This is a genomic window from Helicovermis profundi, from assembly GCF_033097505.1.
In the GTDB taxonomy this organism is placed as follows: Bacteria; Bacillota; Clostridia; order Peptostreptococcales; family Acidaminobacteraceae; genus Helicovermis; species Helicovermis profundi.
In genome coordinates this window covers 1,280,052-1,301,396 of sequence record NZ_AP028654.1, presented here as the reverse complement: position 1 = coordinate 1,301,396, position 21,345 = coordinate 1,280,052, and the positions used below count along the sequence as shown (strand labels likewise).

At 27.5% G+C, this 21,345-nt stretch carries 18 protein-coding genes and 1 pseudogene; 2 read left to right on the top strand and 17 right to left on the bottom strand.

The genetic code is table 11. The features are described from left to right. Positions 1 to 17 precede the first annotated feature (17 nt). The 8 genes and pseudogenes from gltB to AACH12_RS05595 all read right to left on the bottom strand — a co-directional run bounded on the left by gltB (position 18) and on the right by AACH12_RS05595 (position 10,197). Positions 18 to 4,472, bottom strand: a complete 4,455-nt coding sequence (gene gltB / locus AACH12_RS05630; protein WP_338537084.1) for a glutamate synthase large subunit — start codon at positions 4,470 to 4,472, stop codon at positions 18 to 20. 457 nt (positions 4,473 to 4,929) lie between these two features. Beyond that, on the bottom strand, positions 4,930 to 5,664 hold the full coding sequence (locus tag AACH12_RS05625) for a hypothetical protein (protein ID WP_338537083.1): 735 nt from the start codon (positions 5,662 to 5,664) through the stop codon (positions 4,930 to 4,932). A gap of 10 nt (positions 5,665 to 5,674) precedes the next feature. Next, positions 5,675 to 6,484 carry a 4Fe-4S binding protein gene (locus tag AACH12_RS05620; protein ID WP_338537082.1) on the bottom strand — a complete coding sequence of 270 codons (810 nt, stop codon included), beginning with the start codon at positions 6,482 to 6,484 and terminating at the stop codon, positions 5,675 to 5,677. A 210-nt stretch (positions 6,485 to 6,694) separates the two neighbouring features. After that, a complete protein-coding gene (locus AACH12_RS05615) occupies positions 6,695 to 7,051 on the bottom strand; it encodes a response regulator (RefSeq protein ID WP_338537081.1) in 357 nt (118 codons plus the stop codon). 109 nt (positions 7,052 to 7,160) lie between these two features. Beyond that, entirely contained in the window at positions 7,161 to 7,724 is a 564-nt protein-coding gene (locus AACH12_RS05610; RefSeq protein WP_338537080.1) for an NUDIX hydrolase, read from the bottom strand. Positions 7,725 to 7,765: 41 nt separating this feature from the next. Then, complete coding sequence (locus AACH12_RS05605) at positions 7,766 to 8,659, bottom strand: DMT family transporter (protein WP_338537079.1); 894 nt, start codon at positions 8,657 to 8,659, stop codon at positions 7,766 to 7,768. 118 nt (positions 8,660 to 8,777) lie between these two features. After that, positions 8,778 to 9,077: pseudogene (locus AACH12_RS05600) on the bottom strand (glutaredoxin family protein); the annotation flags it as partial. A 100-nt stretch (positions 9,078 to 9,177) separates the two neighbouring features. Continuing rightward, positions 9,178 to 10,197, bottom strand: a complete 1,020-nt coding sequence (locus tag AACH12_RS05595; RefSeq protein ID WP_338537078.1) for an aldo/keto reductase — start codon at positions 10,195 to 10,197, stop codon at positions 9,178 to 9,180. A 211-nt stretch (positions 10,198 to 10,408) separates the two neighbouring features. Here AACH12_RS05595 and AACH12_RS05590 point away from each other — a divergent pair, with 211 nt between their 5' ends. Then, the gene (locus tag AACH12_RS05590; RefSeq protein ID WP_338537077.1) at positions 10,409 to 10,993 is read left to right on the top strand and encodes a flavin reductase family protein; all 585 of its coding nucleotides are present in this window, start codon (positions 10,409 to 10,411) and stop codon (positions 10,991 to 10,993) included. A gap of 199 nt (positions 10,994 to 11,192) precedes the next feature. Here AACH12_RS05590 and AACH12_RS05585 read toward each other — a convergent pair whose 3' ends face one another. From AACH12_RS05585 to AACH12_RS05570, 4 genes are all read right to left on the bottom strand, one after another. Next, the gene (locus AACH12_RS05585; RefSeq protein ID WP_338537076.1) at positions 11,193 to 12,089 is read right to left on the bottom strand and encodes a fumarylacetoacetate hydrolase family protein; all 897 of its coding nucleotides are present in this window, start codon (positions 12,087 to 12,089) and stop codon (positions 11,193 to 11,195) included. A gap of 248 nt (positions 12,090 to 12,337) precedes the next feature. Beyond that, the gene (locus AACH12_RS05580) at positions 12,338 to 12,658 is read right to left on the bottom strand and encodes a YbjQ family protein (RefSeq protein ID WP_338537075.1); all 321 of its coding nucleotides are present in this window, start codon (positions 12,656 to 12,658) and stop codon (positions 12,338 to 12,340) included. Then, positions 12,639 to 12,830 (bottom strand): hypothetical protein, encoded by a 192-nt coding sequence (locus tag AACH12_RS05575; RefSeq protein ID WP_338537074.1) that lies wholly within the window; start codon positions 12,828 to 12,830, stop codon positions 12,639 to 12,641. Before AACH12_RS05575 ends, AACH12_RS05580 begins: the two co-directional genes overlap by 20 nt. A 23-nt stretch (positions 12,831 to 12,853) precedes the next feature. Beyond that, entirely contained in the window at positions 12,854 to 14,551 is a 1,698-nt protein-coding gene (locus tag AACH12_RS05570) for a M3 family oligoendopeptidase (RefSeq protein WP_338537073.1), read from the bottom strand. Between the two features lie 257 nt (positions 14,552 to 14,808). Between AACH12_RS05570 and AACH12_RS05565 the strand changes: the two genes are divergently transcribed. Beyond that, positions 14,809 to 15,219: a bacteriohemerythrin gene (locus tag AACH12_RS05565; protein ID WP_338537072.1), complete on the top strand. Its 411-nt coding sequence runs from the start codon at positions 14,809 to 14,811 to the stop codon at positions 15,217 to 15,219. A gap of 37 nt (positions 15,220 to 15,256) precedes the next feature. Here the strand turns inward: AACH12_RS05565 and AACH12_RS05560 are convergent, their stop codons facing one another. The 5 genes from AACH12_RS05560 to pepV are packed head-to-tail and all read right to left on the bottom strand — an operon-like array spanning position 15,257 to position 21,334. Further along, positions 15,257 to 17,050, bottom strand: coding sequence for an LTA synthase family protein (locus tag AACH12_RS05560; RefSeq protein ID WP_338537071.1), 1,794 nt, complete (start codon positions 17,048 to 17,050; stop codon positions 15,257 to 15,259). 18 nt (positions 17,051 to 17,068) lie between these two features. Then, a complete protein-coding gene (locus AACH12_RS05555; protein WP_338537070.1) occupies positions 17,069 to 17,860 on the bottom strand; it encodes a protein phosphatase 2C domain-containing protein in 792 nt (263 codons plus the stop codon). After that, positions 17,860 to 18,576, bottom strand: a complete 717-nt coding sequence (locus AACH12_RS05550; RefSeq protein WP_338537069.1) for a vWA domain-containing protein — start codon at positions 18,574 to 18,576, stop codon at positions 17,860 to 17,862. Before AACH12_RS05550 ends, AACH12_RS05555 begins: the two co-directional genes overlap by 1 nt. 18 nt (positions 18,577 to 18,594) lie before the next feature. Then, the gene (locus AACH12_RS05545) at positions 18,595 to 19,908 is read right to left on the bottom strand and encodes a protein kinase domain-containing protein (RefSeq protein ID WP_338537068.1); all 1,314 of its coding nucleotides are present in this window, start codon (positions 19,906 to 19,908) and stop codon (positions 18,595 to 18,597) included. Between the two features lie 34 nt (positions 19,909 to 19,942). After that, on the bottom strand, positions 19,943 to 21,334 hold the full coding sequence (gene pepV / locus AACH12_RS05540; protein ID WP_338537067.1) for a dipeptidase PepV: 1,392 nt from the start codon (positions 21,332 to 21,334) through the stop codon (positions 19,943 to 19,945). Positions 21,335 to 21,345: the final 11 nt, after the last annotated feature.

Genomic DNA, 21,345 nt, shown 5'->3' with positions numbered 1-21,345 from the left:
TTTAACATAAACACAAGTTAACTTTTAACTTCAATTATATTAATTATACTTAGATATTCATTAAAATTATCTAAAATAGTCTTTGCTTTTGCGCTTTTCGTGTATTTGTAGTGATTTTTTAACATAAGAGATACTTTTTCATTTTCTTTATTAGTAGATTTTCTGATTTTAACGTATTGCGAATTAAGTTTATTTATCAAATTTTTGTCTTCATTAACAAGGTATATAATTCCACCAGACATTCCAGCTCCAATATTATTTCCAAGCTCACCTAATACTAAAACTTCACCCTTTGTCATGTACTCAAATGCATGATTTTTTGCACCTTCTATTACTGCTACAGCTCCACTATTTCTAACGGCAAATCTATGACCTACTGTTCCATTAATATATAATTCACCTCTAGTTGCACCAAATAACACTGTATTTCCAGCTACAACATTATTACTAATATTATCTGAATAAATAATTATCCTTCCTCCAGAAAGACCTTTTCCCACATAATCATTAGCATCACCATATAAACTTAATTCAATATTTTCATGTAAAAATGCTCCAAAAGATTGACCAGCATATCCTTTAAAATTCAACTTAAAAATTTTATTTATATTTGTTTCTTTTTCATTATCCATTCTATTTTGTGAGAGTTGTGCTAATTTTCCACTTAAATATGTTCCAACCGATCTATCAGTATTATTTATTTTTCTATTTATTTCAAAAGGAATTTTATTTTCTAAATCTGAAAATCTGCTTTTAAAAATTTTCGAATCAATTGTATTCATTAAATTCAAATTTCTATATCCATAAAATTTAGTACCTATTTTTTGAGGCAAAATAGGCCTGTAAAGAATTTTTGATAAATCAATATTTTTATAATTATACTTTTCAATTGTTTTAAGCAAATCCGTTCTACCCACAATATCATCAAGTGAATTTACTCCAATACTTATCAAAATATCTTGAACTTCTTTGGCAACAAATTTAAAATAATCTATTATATACTTTGGCTTTCCTTTATAGTTTTTAATTAAATTTTTATCCTGGGTTGCTATTCCAACTTGACATTTACCTAAATGGCACTTTCTGCAATTAACACAACCAAGTGAAATTAAAATTGCACTTGCAAAACCAAATTCATCAGCCCCTAGTAAAGTAGCTATAACAACATCTTTTCCATTCATCATTTTACCATCAACTCTCAGTTTAACGCGACTTCTAAGATTATTTAACAAAAGAGTTTGCTGAACATCTGAAAGTCCAATTTCCCAAGGCATTCCAGCATATCTCATAGAATTTAGACTTGCAGCACCAGTACCACCATCATGTCCACTTATTGTAATAATATTTGCATGCGCTTTAACTACCCCAGATGCAACTGTTCCAATTCCTAATTGCGAAACTAATTTTACTGAAATCTTCGCTTTCTCATTTGCACTTTTCAAATCATATATAAGTTGTGCTAAATCTTCTATGGAATATATATCATGATGTGGAGGCGGTGAAATAAGATCAGTATTTTCTAATGAATTTCTTACTTTAGCTATATCTTTTGTTACTTTATGTTTTGGTAGATGCCCTCCTTCACCAGGTTTTGCTCCTTGTGCAATTTTTATTTGAAGTTCACTAGCACTTGACAAATAATCAATATCCACACCAAATCTTCCTGAAGCAATCTGTTTGATTTTACTATTTGTACTTTCTCTAAGGTCCTTTGATTTTATTCTAAAACTACTTTCTCCTCCTTCACCGCAGTTACTTCTTGCTCCCATTAAATTCATTGCTTTTGCAATATCTGCATGGGCTTTTTTACTTATAGAACCATATGAAATTGCAGAAGCTACAAATCTTTTAATTATTGATTCAATAGATTCAACGTTAGAAACAATTTTATCACGCTTCTTAGGACTAAATTCCTGCTCATTTTCTACCTTAAAATCTAATATATCTCTTATTTTTTTTGCTTCTTTATGATTATTTATTTTATTTGATACTTTCAAATAATCACTATATGAATTATTAATAATAGCATTTTTTAGAGCCACGGAAAGTTTTGAATTAATTAAATGTGATTCTCCATATTTTTTGTACTCAAATATTCCCCCATCACTCAATTCTTTATTTTCAACAAATGCCTTTCTATGATTTTTAAGTACCCCTTTTTCTATAAGCTCTATACTTACACTTTCTATAGATGAATTCGTCTTAGTAAAATACATATCTTTCAACTCTTTATCAAGTCCTATTATTTCAAACATTTCTGATCCACAGTAACTTTGAAGAGTTGAGATACCAATTTTAGACATTATTTTTAATAAGCCATTATTAATACCCTCAATATAATTTTCTTTTTTTTCTTCAAATTCTTTGAAGCTATTCGAAGAATCTCTAATAGTATCAAATGCCAAATATGGATTTACTAATTTTGCCCCATATCCTGATAAAAGAGCAAAATGCATAACATCTCTTACTTCACCACTCTCAATAATAATATCAATTTTCGTTCTCTGTTTTATTTTTAATAAATATTTATGAACTGTAATAAGGGCAAGCAAACTTGGAATGGGAGCATTATATTTATCAACTTTTAAATCAGATAATATCACAATATTCACATCAGAAAATACTAAATCTGCAATCCTTTTTTTTAGTGTATCAAGACCTTCTCTTATACCATTTACACTATCAATTTGGAAAATTATCGGTATTACTGCAACTTTTAAATCTGGATTATTTAGTTTTTTCAAATAATCTATTTCTCTATTTCTTATAACAATTCCACTTGCTTTAAAGTATTTTATATTTGAAGTTATTTCAATTTTATCGATTTTCTCTCCATGCTTACCAATATACTGATCTAAACACATAACGTTTTTCTCTCTAATTGAGTCTAGTGGCGGATTCGTTACTTGTGCAAATTTCTGTTTAAAGTAATTAAAAAACACCTGATTTTTATTTGAAAGCACACTTAGAGGAATATCAAGCCCCATAGAACCTATTATTTCACTAGAAGTTTCTGACATATAATTTATACTATTTAAAATTTCTTCTTTTGTATAATTAAATAATCTCTGTCTCAATTTAGTTCTACTTGTTTCAATATTATATTTATAGTTAGATTTAGAAGCTTCTTCGCTTAATATATACCTATTATCTTCAACCCATTTTTTAAAATCATACGATTTATAAAGTTTATCTTTTATATCTTTATCAAAAATAATTCTTTTATTATTAATATCAATTAAAAATATCTCACCTGCACTTACTATATCTTTACGAACAATATTATCTTGATTTGTATTTAATACTCCAACTTCAGAAGAAAAAATCACTTCGTCTTCTTTAGTTACAATATACCTTGCAGGTCTAAGTCCATTTCTATCAACCGCAGCGCCAATTTTATTTCCATCAGAAAATACAATTGTACTTGGTCCATCCCACGGCTCCATTATCCTAGAATTATACTCATGATATAATTTCGCACTTTCAGAAATACTATCATCTTTTTCATAAGCATTTGGCAACATTAGCGATAATGCATATTCCATACTATGATTATTATTAATAAGAAGTTCAAAAGTATTATCAAAAGCACCCGAATCACTAACATTTTCTTCAATAAACGGTTTAAGAGAATCAAAATTTTTTCCAAAAATATCAGACTTTAAAATTCCTTCTCTTGCTTTCATCCAATTTTTATTTGATTTTATAGTATTAAATTCTCCGTTATGAGATATAAATCTAAACGGCTGAGATAATTTCCAAGATGGAAAAGTATTGGTTGAATATCTTTCATGAACTATACAAAACGAACTAACTACTCTATCATCAGCTAAATCCTGATAATATTCACTAATTAAATGTCCTAAAATTTGACCTTTATACACAATCGTCTTTGAGGACAATGAACAAATATAAAATTTTTTACTAAATGTATCATTAAATCTGTAAATATCATTTTGAATTCTTTTTCTAATAAGATATAATTTTCTATCAAATAATTTTTCTTCAAGAACGCCCCTATCAATAAAAATTTGTCTTATAAATGGTTTTGTCGCCTTTGCAAGTTCACCAAGTGCATAATCATTAGTTGGCACATCTCTCCAACATAAAATACTTAAATTACAATCTTTAATATGCTTTTCTATAATACCTTCATACAAAACTCTCGCAAAAGGATCATTAGGGAAAAAAATCATACCAACTCCGTAGTTTTTCTTTCCAGACAATTTGTTAATCTGTGAATTGAAATACTCGTATGGAATTTGAATCATTACACCTGCACCATCTCCAGTTGTATCATCCGAACCAACTGCACCCCTATGCCTTAAATTTTTTAGAATCATAAGTCCATCACTTACAATTTTATTTTTTTTATCACCATTAATATTACAAATAAAACCTACACCACAATTATCCCTTTCATTATCTTCATTATAAAGACCCTCTTTTGAAAGCACACTCCTTAAATTCATAATAATCCCCCTAATCTCTTCTACAAAATATTCTATTAAATGAAAGTTTTATATATGTTGCTTTCATTTTTTACGATATATTATTCGAATAATAACACAATTAGAGATTGTATACAATATAATTGAATAAAACTTAATATTTTATTTCATTTTTGACATTGAATAATCTTAATAGGAATAATACTAAATTACAAATTTATATCACTATTATTATTGCTAAAGTAAAAAAGTTAAAAATATAGCGCCTCACGCCTAATTTTGGTGTGAAGCGAAGTTACATCGCCTTTTGCACCTAAAAGGCAAAAAAACAGTTATAAAACGCAGCGCCTCACGCCTGATTTTGGCGGTGAAGCGAAGTTGCATAGCCTTTTCTATTTATAGGTAGAAAAAAAGTTATAAAACGTAGCGCCTTACACCTGATTTTGGTGTGAAGCGAAGTTTTATAACTTTTTTTCATTTATTTTGCATCTATTATATTTTGCAATTTTACTTTTATTTCTGAAAAAGATATTTCTTTATCTTGACAATATGTTCTAATACTCATTAAATTATTAGGTACTTCGCCAAATACTGATTCAATTTCTTCTTTTGTCATTCCATAATCATAAAGATCATTAAAAACACTATCACCTTTAAGTTTATTTTCCTCTATCGAAGATTCCTCTGAAGATACTACACTACTATTATTTGTAGTCGAATCTAAATTAAGTTCGCTCTTAGATATAAGATGTGAGTCTAAATACTTAGTTTGTTCTTCCGTGATTTTTCCTGAATTAATCAATATAGATTTTGCATTATTTAATAGATAATTATTTTCACTTAAGTCTACTGGTAAACCCAAATAAAATCCAACGAATACCCTTACAGAACCTGTTCCAATTTCATAATTTGGGTCCGTGTACATTTCTTCTAAGTTCTTAACTAAAAAAGTTTTAGTATTAATGTCTTCACCAATTTGAAAAGCTTTAGCTATATCTTCTGCTGGCACATTAAATGCATTTTCAATATCTTCTAATGAATATGATCCTCTAATATCGTTTGGATCGCTCATACCAGCAAATTCACCAGATTTTATAGATACGGGTACTTTTGATGATTCAGTTTGCCATAAATTCATAGATTTGCTAATAAATATACCCACGAAAAGTACTGATATTATTATTAATCCAACTGTTATTGGTTTTAATTTCATATTTGCCTCCTTAAAATTTTATATCAACTGTTTCAGGAATAGGACAAGAATTATCTGAAGTACATTTCATACATCTTATACACTGTAAATCTGTAACAATTGATTTACTTGAAACTTCAATGTTCATAGGACAATCTTTATCGCATTTTTTACAAGTAACACAAGTATTTTTATTCCTTTTTATTTTAAATATACTAAATTTATTTGTTAAACCTAGAAGAGCACCATAAGGACATGCATATTTACACCATGATCTCTCTACAAAAAGTGATGATATAAGAGTAAGCGAAAGTATTACTAAACCTTGAATTGCAACCTCACCTGTATAAAAATTAAAAAGTGCATAATAAGGATCTACATGTTGAAACAATATTTCTCCACTTCTAGCTGTAATAATAATAACCCATACAAGTACAAAATATCTAAAATATCTTAATACTCTATCAAGTTTTGAATTTACAAAAGTATTATATTTTTTGCCAAATATTTTCTTTCCTATTTTACCTATCCACTCCTGAATACTTCCAAGAGGACATAACCAACCGCAAAAAACAGGTCCTAAAAATACTGCGAGTAGTAATACAATAACAAGTAAAACAAGAGTTGCGGCATGAATTTGTTTAACAAAAGTACCTACTGTAAGTAGCTGATAAATGGTCACTACACCACCAAATGGACAAACAGCATGAAGCGAAGCTGAAGAAAACCATGAAATACCACCGCCACTTTCTAGTAAATTATGATTTATTGAAATTAATAAAACAAGTGTAAAAATAAATAATTGAATAATTCCTCTTATATGTTTTTTAATAAATTGCATACATATCTTCCTCCCATTAATATTATTTAATAAAGTAATATTAACATCTCTATGTGACAGTTATGTTTCAACAATAAGTATAATGAAAAATTATAAGATAAAGAAAAACTACATTAATTCTTGTTTTGTGCGGTAAAAAATAGTTGTAAAATATAGCGCCTCCCGCCTGCATTTGGCGGTGAAGCTATATTTTACAACTATTTTTTTCTTTTACTCATATCTCTCAATACATTCACAAAATCTATCAAAATCTAATGTTTGTTTTTGAAGATAATCATCTACATGTAAATTTGGAAATCTTTCTATTGTTTCATCGTATTCATTTGCTGAAATAACAATTATAGGTATATTTGAAAATTTTGAATTTTTTACTTCATGTACAATATCTTCACCCGTCATATCTGAGAGTTCCGTACCGGTAATAATCAAATCAATATCATTAAGTGCTAATATTTTAAATAACTCACTACCTTTTTTTGAATCGAAGGATACATTTCCACTTTTTATAATCATGTCTTTTATTATCATTCTATACATTCCACTATATTCTAAATGTAAAATATTCATATCTACCTCCGACTTAATTTTAAAGAAACAATTTATATATTACCAAAATTATTAATATGTATCACATTACATGTTTACCATTAAATAAACCCTTTTAAACAAAATTCTATTATTTATTACTTAATAAAGCTTTACTAATCAGTTTATTATAAACAACAATAAGTTCAGGTTCATTTGAAAATTCACTAATTTTATTTATATCAATCCATTTGACTCCACTTGTTTCTTCAATATTTACTTTTAATAACTCTTTATCATCCGCTTCGAAAATATATGAAGTATTCAAATGAAGATGAGCACTAACATATTTGCTTTTTTTGTAGTGTCCCCAAACTGGTAATATATCTATAGAAGAAATTTCACTATTAAGTATTTTTATATTTTCCAAGCCAGTTTCTTCTTTTGCCTCCTTTAAAGCTACATATAGAAGGTCACAATCACCATCTACGTGTCCACCTGTCCACGACCATGTTCTGTAGATATTATGATGAATCATTAAAACTTTTGTTTTTTCTTTGTTGAAAATCATACTAGAGCTTGTAATATGCATCGCTTCATTTTGCCTTAATAATATATCATTAGGAAATTTATCAATATACTTAAGTATTATTTTTTTATCGTTTTCTTCTTGTTCATTTATAGGATTATATTTTTCAATTTGCTTTATATACATTTTTACTCCTTCTAACACTATTTTTTGTAACTTTAAAATAATTACGAGGTTGATTCTTTGTATTTAAAATCACACGATTTATTCTTTTTATTAGCTATAATATTTCTAATTACCACTGAAGATACTACAATCATACCACCAATAATTGCCATAAGACTTGGTTTTTCACCATTAAATAAAAATACCCAAATAGGATTTAATAAAGGCTCAATTACAGGTATTAAAATAGCTTCAACAGCTGTAACGTTAAAAATTGCTTCTGAATACAATATATATGATAAGCCCAATTGAAATATACCTAGTAAAATTATTCCAATTATACTTATAGTACTCGGCATCGACCACAATATAAAAGGAATTGATACAATTAAAGTTATTATATTACCAACAAATGTCATTTCTACTGCTGAACCTTCCTTTTGAAGCTTTAATAAAATAACTACTCCAGCAAGTGCAAAGCCACTTAACACTGACACAAAATTTCCTATCATTTGACCTGTATTTATATCTCCAACGAAGAATAAAACCATACCTGACATTACAAAAAATATAGAGATCCAATCTCCTTTTTTCACTTTTTCTTTTAAGAAGTAACCAGAAAATAATGCTACCCATATTGGAGCAGTATATTGAAGAAGAATTACATTGGCAGAAGTAGTTAATTTATTCCCTAAAACAAATAGAATAACAGTAGCTGCATATACACACCCACCTAAAAATTTAATTTTAGTTAATTTTATTTTTGGTGAAAGTAGTTTACTATCTTTATTTTTTTTAATTATATAAAAATACATAAGAATTGCAGATACACCACTTCTTGTTCCTGCAATTGCTATAGGATTCCAATCAACTAATTTTATAAGTATTCCACCCGTGCTCCAAAGAACTGCAGCAAGAACTAAAAATACTATAGATTTTTTTCTAGAAATATTCATATCTACCTCTCAATGTAAAATAATAAATAGACCATAAAGCATCTAAAGTTATGATAACAGTATGATCTATTAAAGTCTACAAAATATTTAATTATATTATAATAAATTATGAATTTTTCTAATTATTTTTTGTATTTATAATATATTCTTCACTGCATTCTTTACATGTAATTTTAATTTTACCTTTTCCTTTTGGTACTCTTACTCTAGTTTGACACTTTGGGCATTTTTCGACTGTATAATCAAGAAGATTTTCTATTTTAACCGAGTCAAATCCAACGACTTTTTCGCCACCAATAAGAAATGCTGGTACCCCCATAATATTCATACTCATTAATTCTTTTTGAGCTTCTTTATCTATTTGAACATTTTTTTCGATAAACTTATATCCATTATTTCTAAGGAACTCCTTAGCAGTTTTACAATGCGGTCAAGTACTTGTAGTGTACATAATAATATTTTTCATAAACTACCTCCATTTTTAAATTATTTTACTATTACATTTTAACTATTTACAATCATTTGTCAACATTGTTAAAACTATTACTTACATTCTCAAGCATTTTAATAATAGGCAAATCATATGGGCATTTTGTTTCACAAATACCACATTTAACGCAATCACTAGATTTAATTTCAAGTGATTCATATCTGTTTATGGCCCAATCCTTTAATTTATATCTTGTTAAATAACCTTCAAGTATAAATTGAGATGGAATATCAATTCCTTTTTCGCACGGAAGACAATAACCACAACGTCTACAAAATTCTCCACTTAATTTTTCTTTAATCTTATTTAACTCTTTAAGATCAGTTTCACTTAATTTTAGTGAATTATTACCTACACTCGCATTTTTTTCGACTAGTTCTTCAGTTTCCATACCTGGAATTGCAACAGTAACATTTTTATTATTAAGAACATATTTGAGACTTAATTCTCCATTGTCTATTGCTCCGCCTGCAATTGGCTTCATAATAATAACACCAACGTTTTTTTCATTTGCAATTTTAAATATTTTTTCTCCTTGATTTTCAACTAAATTATATGGAAATTGAATTGTTTCAAACAAATCTAATTCAAGAGCTTTTTCTAAAATATCCACACTATGACTAGTTATTCCTATATGACCTATTTTCCCTTCTTCTTTTGCTTCTACTAAGGCTTTAAGTGCACCGTTTTCCGAAACTATCATTGAAAGATCTTCAAGTGATTTTACAAAATGAAATTGATACAAATCAATATAGTCAGTTTTAAGATTTATTAAACTTATTTCAACTTCTTTCTTCATACCATTATAATCTCTAACAGGAGATTTGCTTGCAAGTATCCAGTCTCTTCTATTATTTTGAATTGCTGCTCCAATATATTCTTCGCTTACTGTATAACCTCTTGCAGTATCAATAAAATTAATACCTTCGTTTTTGCATTTTTTTATAACATTTAGTGCTTCTTCCTTAGATATTCTTTGAATTGGTATTCCTCCAAAACCTATTTCAGAAACCAAAAGTCCAGTTCTTCCTAAAATTCTTTTTCTCAAATTATACCTCCATTTAAATAATTAACTAAAACTCAAATTTATAAAGCTTAATATATTTATTATACTCTTTTATTTAAGTTCTTTCTATTTCAAAACTCCATCTTAAATCAAAAAATATATTTATTATACCTCCTCATTATGATATCATTAAATAAATTGTTAAAATTAATTGTTTTTACAAAATATAAATTTGTAATGAAGCGAGGTAAATATGAGTAAAACTACATGGAAACCTGGAACAATGGTATATCCTGTTCCTGCTGTTATGGTAAGTATTGGAGCAAATAAAGACGAATTTAATATAATAACAATTGCTTGGACTGGTACAATTTGTTCGGATCCAGCAATGACATATATTTCTGTTCGTAAAGAAAGACATTCTTATAATATATTAAAAAAAAATATGGAATTTGTAATTAACTTAACTACTAAGGACCTTGCTTTCGCAACTGATTATTGTGGTGTGAAATCAGGAAAAGATATTAGTAAATTTAGTGAAATGAATTTAACACCTGAAAAAGCAAGTAAAATCAATGCACCACTTATAAAAGAATCTCCTGTTAATATTGAGTGCATTGTAAAAGATATAATCGAGCTTGGTTCTCACGATATGTTTTTAGCTGAAGTTGTAGCAGTTAACGTTGATGATAAATATTTCGACGAAAAAGGAAAATTTCATTTAGAAAAAGCAAATCCTATTGCCTATAGCCACGGAGAATACTTTGAACTTGGAAAAGTCATAGGTGGTTTTGGATTTTCTGTAAAAAAACCTAGTAAAAAAAAGAAAAATAAATAATTCATTTAAAGTCAATTATAGAAAAAATCAAACAAAATATACTTTTGTTTGATTTTTTTGTTTATCCGATGCCTTAGAGTTCTTTATCCCCCACTTCTTAAAAAAATTGGGGATAAAGAACTCTAAAAAGGCCCTGGATTATGTTTTCTAAGATTCAGAGGGAGTAAAAACTCCCTCTGAATCTTAGAAATTCATTTATCTATTCAATATAATTTATAAGCGTTCCAATTTTTTCAATATAGCTTTCAATAACATCTCCAGAATGTAGCATTTTATATGGCTTAAACCCTAAGCCAACTCCTGCAGGTGTTCCTGTTATTATAATATCACCTTTTTTAAGCTTCATTCCTTTAGATAAATCAGAAATAATATACGAAATATCAAATATTAGATTTCTAGTATTTGAATTTTGCCTTAATTCACCGTTAATTGAACATTTAATATCTAATTCAACAGGAAAAGGTATTTGGCTTTTACAAACAATATATGGTCCCATAGGACAAAATGTCTCTAGACTTTTTCCTCTAAACCACTGGCTATGTTTTCTTTGCAAATTTCTTGCTGAAATATCATTAATTATTGTATATCCAAAAATATATTCTTCTACGTTTTCTTTTTTTATATTAATTCCATCTTTTCCTATAATTATAGCAAGTTCCACTTCATAATCAATTTTATCAGTAATAATCTTATGGTTTAATATAATATCATTTTGACCAATTGCTGGAAATGCTAATTTAGAAAAATATATAGGAAATCTCGGAATTTCATTATCCGCGCCTGGTAATCCTGCAATTTCATTTGCATGATCTATATAGTTTTTTCCTAAACAAATTATATTTCTTTTAGGATAAGGAATTGGTGCACATAATTTTATATCATCAAGCGATAAATATGTAAATTTATTTTCTTTCAAATTACGTTTTAATTGAATAATCGTATTTTCATCATATTTATCAATAAAATCATTCATCGAACTAACTTTTTCATAGTTTAAATTTATTAAAATTTCATTTAAAGAAATAACACGAGTTTTAGAATCATCTAAAATTCCCACCTCTTCAACTTCTTTGTAATTATACGTACAAAAATACATGAACACACTCCCTTTATAAATGAATTTCTTGGATTCAGGGGGGTTTTTTACTCCCACTGAATCTTAGAAAACATAATCCAGGGCCTTTTTAGAGTTCTTTATCCCCCACTTTTTTAAGTAGTGGGGGTATTAGAACTCTAAGGCATCGGATGAATTTTAATTATATTATAACTTTTTTCGCAGTAAAATCAAAACAAAAGTCTAGCGTAATTTATATTTACGAAGACTTTTGCTGATTTTATTATATATTATTTTTTCTCTATCTTAACCGCAGTTCCATAGGCTAATATTTCTGCAGCCCCTTGCATTACTGCACTAGTTGCAAACCTTAAGTTAATAATTGCATCCGCATTCATTTCCTCAGCAACTTTTACCATTCTTTGAACAGCTATTTGTCTTGCTTCAGTTAACATTTCAGTATATTCACTAAGTTCACCACCAACTATAGTCCTAAAACCCGACAATATATCTTTACCAATATTTTTCGACCTTATTGTACTTCCTTGTACTACTCCTAAAGTCTCAACAATAACATTATTTGCAATAAAATCAGTATTGACTATAATCATCTTTATCTTCCTCCTTTTTATGTTTAATTCTATCTCTTAAAACTAAAACAAAAATAATAACAATATCTATAGCTATAAAAAATAATACTAAAGGAATAAAATTTGGAGCTGAAAAAGCAAGAACGTAAATTGTAATAAATAAGCAAAATAATATTATACCTAAAATAGCCATAAATTCCTCCTAATTATTATACTTTAAAACTTGCTATCATCAATATTTTCAATCCATTGTTCTATCGGTTTAATAATTTTTGCAATTGAACCATCAATAAAAGGATTAACTAAATTTGCTTCTTTAACAAGTTCAAGATAAGACTTGCTACCACCAAGTTTACAAAGTTTCAAATAATCACTCCACGCTTTTTCTCTATCAATATTTGATTTATTCCAAAATTCAAAAGCGGAAATTTGAGCTAAAGTGTAATCAATATAGTAAAATGGATTTGCAAAAATATGCCCTTGTCTAAACCAAAATCCACCATTTTCTAGAAATTCATCACTACTATAATCTTTATACGGAAGATACTTTTTCTCTATTTCTCTCCATTTTTCTTTTCTTTCTTTTGGAGTAACGTTTGGATTTTCGTAAACCCAATGTTGGAATTCGTCTACTGTAACTCCATAAGGTATAAATAAAAGCGCACCTGTTAAATGGTCAAATTTATACTTTTCTGTATCTTCTTCAAAAAATAAATTCATCCAAGGCCATGCAAAAAACTCCATACTCATTGAGTGAATTTCACATGCCTCTAAAGTTGGCCAAATATATTCTGGTATTTCATAATTTCTACTAGAGTAAACTTGAAAAGCGTGACCTGCTTCATGTGTCAATACATCGACATCTCCTGAGGTACCATTAAAATTAGAAAAAATAAACGGAGCTTTATAATCACTAACAAATGTACAATACCCTCCATTCGCTTTTCCTTTTTTAGTTTCTAAATCCATTAATTTATGATCATTCATAAAATTAAAAAATTCGTCTGTTTCTTCAGACATTTCTGTATACATTTTTTTACCATTATCAATAATCCACTCTGGACTCCCTTTTGGCGTTGCATTTCCAGAAAGAAAATTTAAATTAATATCATAATGCATAAGTTTATCAACTTTCAATCTTTTCTCTTGTCTTTTTCTTAACTCATTTGAAAGTGGAACAATATTTTCATAAACCTGCTTTCTGTAATTTTTAACCATTTCAGCATCATAATCACTTCTAAGAAGTTTTAAATAACCAAGTTCAACATAATTCTTATAGCCTAACTTTATTGCAATTTCGTTTCTTGTTTTAACAAGTTTATCAAAAATTCTATCAAAATCAGATTCATTTTCTAAAAAAAACTTACTAACACATGCATGTGCGTCTTTTCTAATATTACGTTCTACACTTTGTGCATATGGAGTCATTTGAGAAAGATTTCTCTCCTCACCATCAAACAAAATTTTTGCACTAGCAAGAAGTTTCATATATTCACTTACTAATTTATTTTCATTTTTCAAATCTTCAATTATTGAAGAATCAAATACTTTTAATTGCATATCAGCAATTGAAAACAAATGTTTACCCCATTTTTCTTCAAGTTCTTTTCTGAATTTTGACTCAACTAATGCTGAATAAAATTTATTTTGCATCTCTTCAATTTCAGGACCGAATTCATCCATAAAATCATTTTCTTTATCATAAAATTCATCCGTAGTATCAATTGAATGCCTAATAGACACTAAAGTCATCATTGTTTCAATATGATTTCTTTGGTCATTTATTTTTTCAAAAACATTACTTTGTTCAGTAAAAGTTGAAGAGTTAGTAAATTTGTCTACCAATTTTTCAAACTCAACTTTAATACTTTCCATATCAAGTTTTTCATATATAAAATCATTAAATTTGTTCATTTTGCCTCCTTAAGCAATAAAATTTTTTTTATATGTATCTACTCACATTTTATAATATTTTTTACCTAAATATATATATTTAATAAGTATAAATTATTAATTTTTTTTAATATTTCATACTTGTTTTTTTAAACAATCAAATAGCAAAAACAAAATTAACAGTATTGAAAAAATAATTAATAATATTCAATAAAAAGTTTTAAAGCTCACAAATATGGTATATATGAATATAAAATAAATTAAAGGATGCGATGTGTATGTCAATAAAATGGGAAGAAAAATATTCAGTAAAAATCAAAGCAATTGATGAACAACACAAAATATTACTTAACTTAATAGGTGAACTTGAAGACTTTTCAAAAAAATACAATTATAAAGAAGTTTTGCCAGAAACACTTAACACTTTATCTGAATATGTAAAAGTACATTTTTCAACAGAAGAAGAATTAATGCAAAAAGTTAATTACCCTTTTTTAAAAGAACATAAAAAAGTTCATAATAATTTTACTAATGAAGTAGAAAATGAAATTAAGAAACTTGAAAAAAAAGAAGTTACTGCACTTGATATAATATTCCTTTATAACTACCTTTTGGTTTGGATCAAAGAGCATATACTTGGTGAAGACCACAAATACGTTGATTATTTAAAAGAATTTCACGATTTATAATTTCCTCTTGAATTAAAATTACATACAAGAAGCCATGCTAGTAAAGCATGGCTTCTTGTATGTAATTCTCTCCAAATAATTTATCATATTGAATTATACTATAATCATTTAATTCATTAACATATTTAGCATGATTTTCGCAAAAAAATCGCTTTGTTACCACAGGCATTTTTCTTGATAAATTATAAATATAGTCAAAATATGTTGTTTTTTCAATATTTGCACAGTTAAGTATATAAGCGCCTAAAAATGATGGACTTATTAAGTCTATTTTCTCTTTTTTTGATTCAAAATTCGACCATATAACAAATGGGACACTTTGAATTTTCTTTCTCTCTTCATTTGTAAAATTTGCTAGAACTTTTGAACTCAAAAAACCATTTTCTTTATAGAATTCAAAATTTTTACCTATCATAGGTAAATGGTCACCTAAAAACGCTATTATTGTTTCTTCTTCTTTAGAAGAAAAATAATCAATTAATTCATTTAAACTTTTATCTGCATCATAGACTCCCTGCGTATATATTTTAAATTCTTCTAATCGCTTTTTATCTTTAGCATTTGTAATATCAATTTCTAAATTTTCATACCTTTTATAATTATACGGTCCATGATTTTGCATAGAAATACCATAAATAAATACCGGTTTTAGACTGTTTTCTTTTTCTTCTATAACTTTTCTTACAAATTCACTATCAGAAACATAAAGCCCCTTTTTAACAGGCTTTACAAAATCATCAACACTTACAAATTTATCAAATCCCATTTTTGTGTAAGCTTCTTCTCTATTCCAAAACCACTTTTTATAAGAATGAACAGCTATTGTTTCGTAACCTTTTTTAGAAAAAATACTTGCTAATGATTCTGTATTTCTTTTTAGATAACTATTAAAAGCCATAGTACCTGTTGGTAAAAAGCTCATATTGCACCCTGTAAGAATTTCAAATTCTATATTACTAGTTCCTCCACCAAATTCTGGTGATGCAATATATCCATTAGTATATTCTTTTTTTAGATTTCTCAAAGTTGGTATAGGATCTTTACTAAATTTTAAATTCTTAATTAAACTCGGATCCCAAAATGATTCATTCATTATAATTATAACATTAGGATTCTTCTTTTTTCTATTCTTAGAAACAACATTTGTTTTTTTATTTACTGTTTCTTCTTTTGCAAAATTATTATGTACTATTTTATTTACTGTTTTTTTAGAATAATTACTAGGAATCTCAATTTTTTTACTTTTAATATTTTTAAGTAAAAAAATTAAAACACCTAAATTGTAAAAACTTTTATCTTGAAGTTCAAAAATATTTTCTTCTAATTTAAAAACTTTATTTTGAATTTTTTTGTTTGGGAAAACATAAAATTTACATAATAATAATATAGAAATTAAAAAGAACACCACTCTCATATTTTTTAAAATTATTAAATTATAAAAAACATTTCTAAAAACGAATATAAGAGATATATTTATAACAACAAGTGTAATATCCATAATCATATTTTTATCACCAAATGTTTTTAGCATATCACGCGATTCTTTACTTATTTCAAAATCCCAAGGGAAAAGCGGATCACCTCTATAACTAATTTTGTTTTTATTAATTATTGATATAATTAGATAAAAAGAGCTAATTAATATTAAACTAATAACTGCATTTAATATTAAAACATCAATCATAATAAATAGTAACAAAAGAGTAATAAAAGTAAATATAAAAGAATTACCATGGTTTTTAATCCAATTTAATGTGTATTTACCTCTATAAAGAAATTCACTTAAGCTAACCAAAAAGCATAAATATAAAACTAAAAATATGTAACCCATTTTACTTCCCCACTAATTTTACAAAATAATAAAACAAACTGTAATATCATCACCACTGCCATGTTTGGTAGTATCTTCAAGCCAAAACGATAGATTCTTTTCTATAATAAACATTCCATGTTCTTTTTCAATATCAATTAAATCATCAATTACTTTAATAAAACCTCTTTCATTTTTAAAAGAATTTGGATAACCATCCGTAGTCATTAATATCGCATTAACACTTTCTTTATCCATACTCATATAATTAAAATATTTATGTGAATTTTTAAGAGACAAACTTTCAGTATCATTTCCAATCCTATTAACACTTTTATTTAGAGATTCCGTTTTTACTTCGCCTTTCTTTTTAAGAAGTAATTCACCATCACCAATATTAAGTACATGTATATAATTTTTAGTTATTATCAATGACATTAAAGTTGAGCCGTATATAAGCAAATCATTTTTTTCAATTTTTTTCAATTCTAATTTATTAAAATCTTTTATATCTTCATCTTTTATTGGATTATTTTCTAGATGCTTTTTTACTCTTTTATACCATTCATTTGTTATTTCAATTGTTATTTTTTCTTTGTCAATGTTTTCTTTATTTAATAGTGCTACTTGTCTTTCAATAATTATATTGGCACTTTCTACGGCAAAACTTGATCCAATATCGCTTCTAAAACAAATATTACTTCCATGTCCATCTGCTATAGATGAAATAAAATATTTAGTTTTATCAATTACTTTAATTGAATCCTGATTTTTAATATTTTTTATTGTATGTGAATTCCCAATAACACTTGCATAGGCATATTTTTCCATCACCAAACATCTCCAACGCTAATATCTTCTGAATTCCAAAATTCTTCCGGCATATTCGGTATAGTAACATTAGAATTAGCTGTAATTGAATCCTCTGATTGTGAAGCTGGTGAAGAAGCAGACTTAAGAACAACAGTTGAAGCCCATTTTATATATTCAACTAATTCACTTGCATTTTCTGCCTGAAGCACTTTTAATTCATCATTTGCAATAAACTCTTTAATAACTCTATTATTTGTTGCTTTACCGATTGCGATACCGAGTCTCACTGCTTTTGTTCCCCAAGGCAATTTAAGTAATTTATCAAGTTCACTTTTGTACTCGTCGGTTGGTTGTCCATCTGTTATAAGTACTAAAACGGGCGGAAGTGCTCTATCGCTCATTGGAGGCATTCTAAGTTCTTCTGAAAGAAGTTCAAAGGCTTTACCCATATCAGTAATTCCGTGAGCTACTAAATCATTCCACTCAAATTCATCAATTCTTGTTGCTTCTTTTACATGCCACGTGGCACCTGAAGAAAAGCTTATTGCTCTTACCAACACTTCAGCGTTAGGATTTTCTTCAGCAACTCTTGCCATATGAGGAATTGCTTCTCTTATCGCTTTATTAAGTGCATCCATTTTCCCATTATATTTCATAGATGTAGAACAATCAGCTATCCATATAAAATGAAGTGGTCTAGTTGCTAATTCACCACCAGGTCTAACAATATCCATATATTCAACTCCTTAAAATTATATTCTAATTTTTCCAACAATCCCCTCTGTAAATTTCACTTCAGAAACAGTTTCTATATTAATACTCCAACCATCATCTATACTTAAAATTTTATCATCGATTGTTTTTACTAGCCATTCTTGTTTTGATAAATTTCTAATTCCAAGCTTCCTTTTATCATCTGGATTAGCAACTACTTTTGCAACAATTTTTTTATAGTCAATTTTTCCATCTTTATAAAGAGTATGCTTATATATTTTAGTGTTTTCACTTAACACTACAATATTATCATTAATTTTAATTCTTGGTGGAATTTTTAATTTACTATTACAATTCCAACAATGGTTATTATTTCCCTTTTCGAAATCTAATGCATTATAAAAATTTTCTGCACCACATGAACATTTATATATTGACGATTTTAATCTAATTAATACATTTTTCCATTCTCTTTCAGTAATTCTAAATCCGCTATTTGGTTTGAGCCCTTTAGTGAATATCTTAGTAAAAGATTCTTTTATATAGGTAGGATAGATATTCCAAAATACAAGAGCATTATCATGCATACCCTTTACTGGTCTATTTGAATAATTCATAGGATCAAAAATAAAAACCGGATTTGTACCATATAATTTATTCATAGCAGGCAAATCGAAACACTTAATAGTTGATTCAACTTTACCCTCTAAAGGATGGTGAACAATTAACATATAAAATAAAAGAATCGCGAGTGAAAATAAATCTGATTCAACATTCGGCAAACTATCTCCCCTTACAATTTCAGGAGCCATAAATCTAGGTGTACCTAGAATACTTCTATCTGCATGTTTTTCGTGTGTTATATTATCATTATCGCAAATTAATATCTCGCCCGTTTTTTCATCAATAAATAAATTTCCAAAAGATATATCCCTATAACACAAATCTTTCTTATGAAGCTTCTCAAAACTATCCACCATTGTAATAGCAGAAAGAATAAGTGTGTAGAAACTTGGTTCAATTTTTCTTTTCATTAAACCAACGATTCCTTTAAACCTATTTTCTCTAATTTTCATAATATAACCAAAACCATGGAACCTTGAATCTACAACAATTTCAGTTGGCCAAAGAAAATTATCATTAGGAGGTCCTATTGATATCAATTTTTTAATAAGATTAAATTGTTTTTCTGTAGCAATGTTTGGATAGTACCATTTTAATGCGTATTCTTTATTTTCAAAAGTTACCCTAAAAACCTCACCTTGTCCACCAAAACCTAGCATTTCTTTTAAATAATATCTTTTACCAGTATTGGATTTTACAAGAGAGCCTAAACTGATTTTTCGTGACATTACAACCTCTTTCTAATAAATGAATTTTCTTTTACTATTTTGTTAATTCATATATTGCTTTAGTATAAATTTTTGTCATTTTAATTAATTCATCTATACCAATAAACTCATTTTTTTGATGAGCTAATTCCTCTTCTTCTGGAAACAAAGGACCAAATGCTACAATATTAGGGCAAGACCTTGCATAAGTTCCACCACCAATAGTTATTGGCTCGCTTTTAATATCGCCGGTTTCTTCTCTATAAACATCCATAAGTTTAATAATTAATTCATTGTTTTTTGGAATATAAATTGGTTTCTTATGTTCTAATACATCTAAAGTTATACCATTTTCATTTGTTATTTTTTTTATTCCATTTATAACGTCTTCGTAATTAATTGTAATTGGATATCTTATATTAATCGCCATTGTAACAGTATCTTTATTTAAATCAATTACACCGACATTAAAAATTAATTTTCCAGATTCTATATCCTCAAAATCGCATCCTATTCGTTCGCCATAATAGTCCATACCAATAGTTCTTGAATAAAATCTAATAAAATTAGTTAAATCTCCAATTTCTAAATCTAGTAAATTTAGAAATTCTAACATAAGACTTATTGCATTAACTCCGCTTTCTGGAAGTGAACCATGAGCAGAAACACCATATGACTTAATCACTGTAATTTCTCCATCCATTTCAAGAACTAGATTTGAATTTTTTTCTTTATTATATGCATCTAAAATATGCTTAAACCCTTTTGTATCTATAAGTCTAGCCTCACAATAATCCGGCACCATATTAGGTCTGTTTCCACCCTTTATGCTTAATACTTTTATACCACCATCATTTAAGCATTCTTCGAATTTTTTATTAAAATTAAAAATAACAATACCTTTTTCACCATGAATAACTGGAAAATCTGCATCAGGTGTAAATCCAAAATCTGGAGCTTTTTCTTTTGAAAAGTAGTAATTTATTCCATCCCATCCCGATTCTTCATCCGTACCAAAGATTGCTCTTACTTTAGTATTTAATTTAATTCCTGAATCTTTTATAACTTTCATAGCGAAAAGAGCAGCAATTAATGGTCCTTTATCATCTATTGTACCTCTTCCATATATTTTGTCATTGTGAATTTCAGCTGCATATGGAGGATAAGTCCAATCATTTCCTTCTGGTACAACATCGACATGTGCTAAAATACCTAATACTTTTTCTCCGCTTCCTATTTCTGCATGCCCGCCGTAATTATCAACATTTTTAATATTAAAACCAAACTCTTCAGATTTATTTAGAATCCATTTCAAAGCATTATCGACGCCTTCACCAAATGGCATATTCTCTTTTGGTTCGCTTTTTACACTCTTAACTCTAATAAACTCTTGTGTTGTTTTAATTATATCATCTCTTAAACTTTCAACTTTTTCATTAAAATTCATAACATTACCTC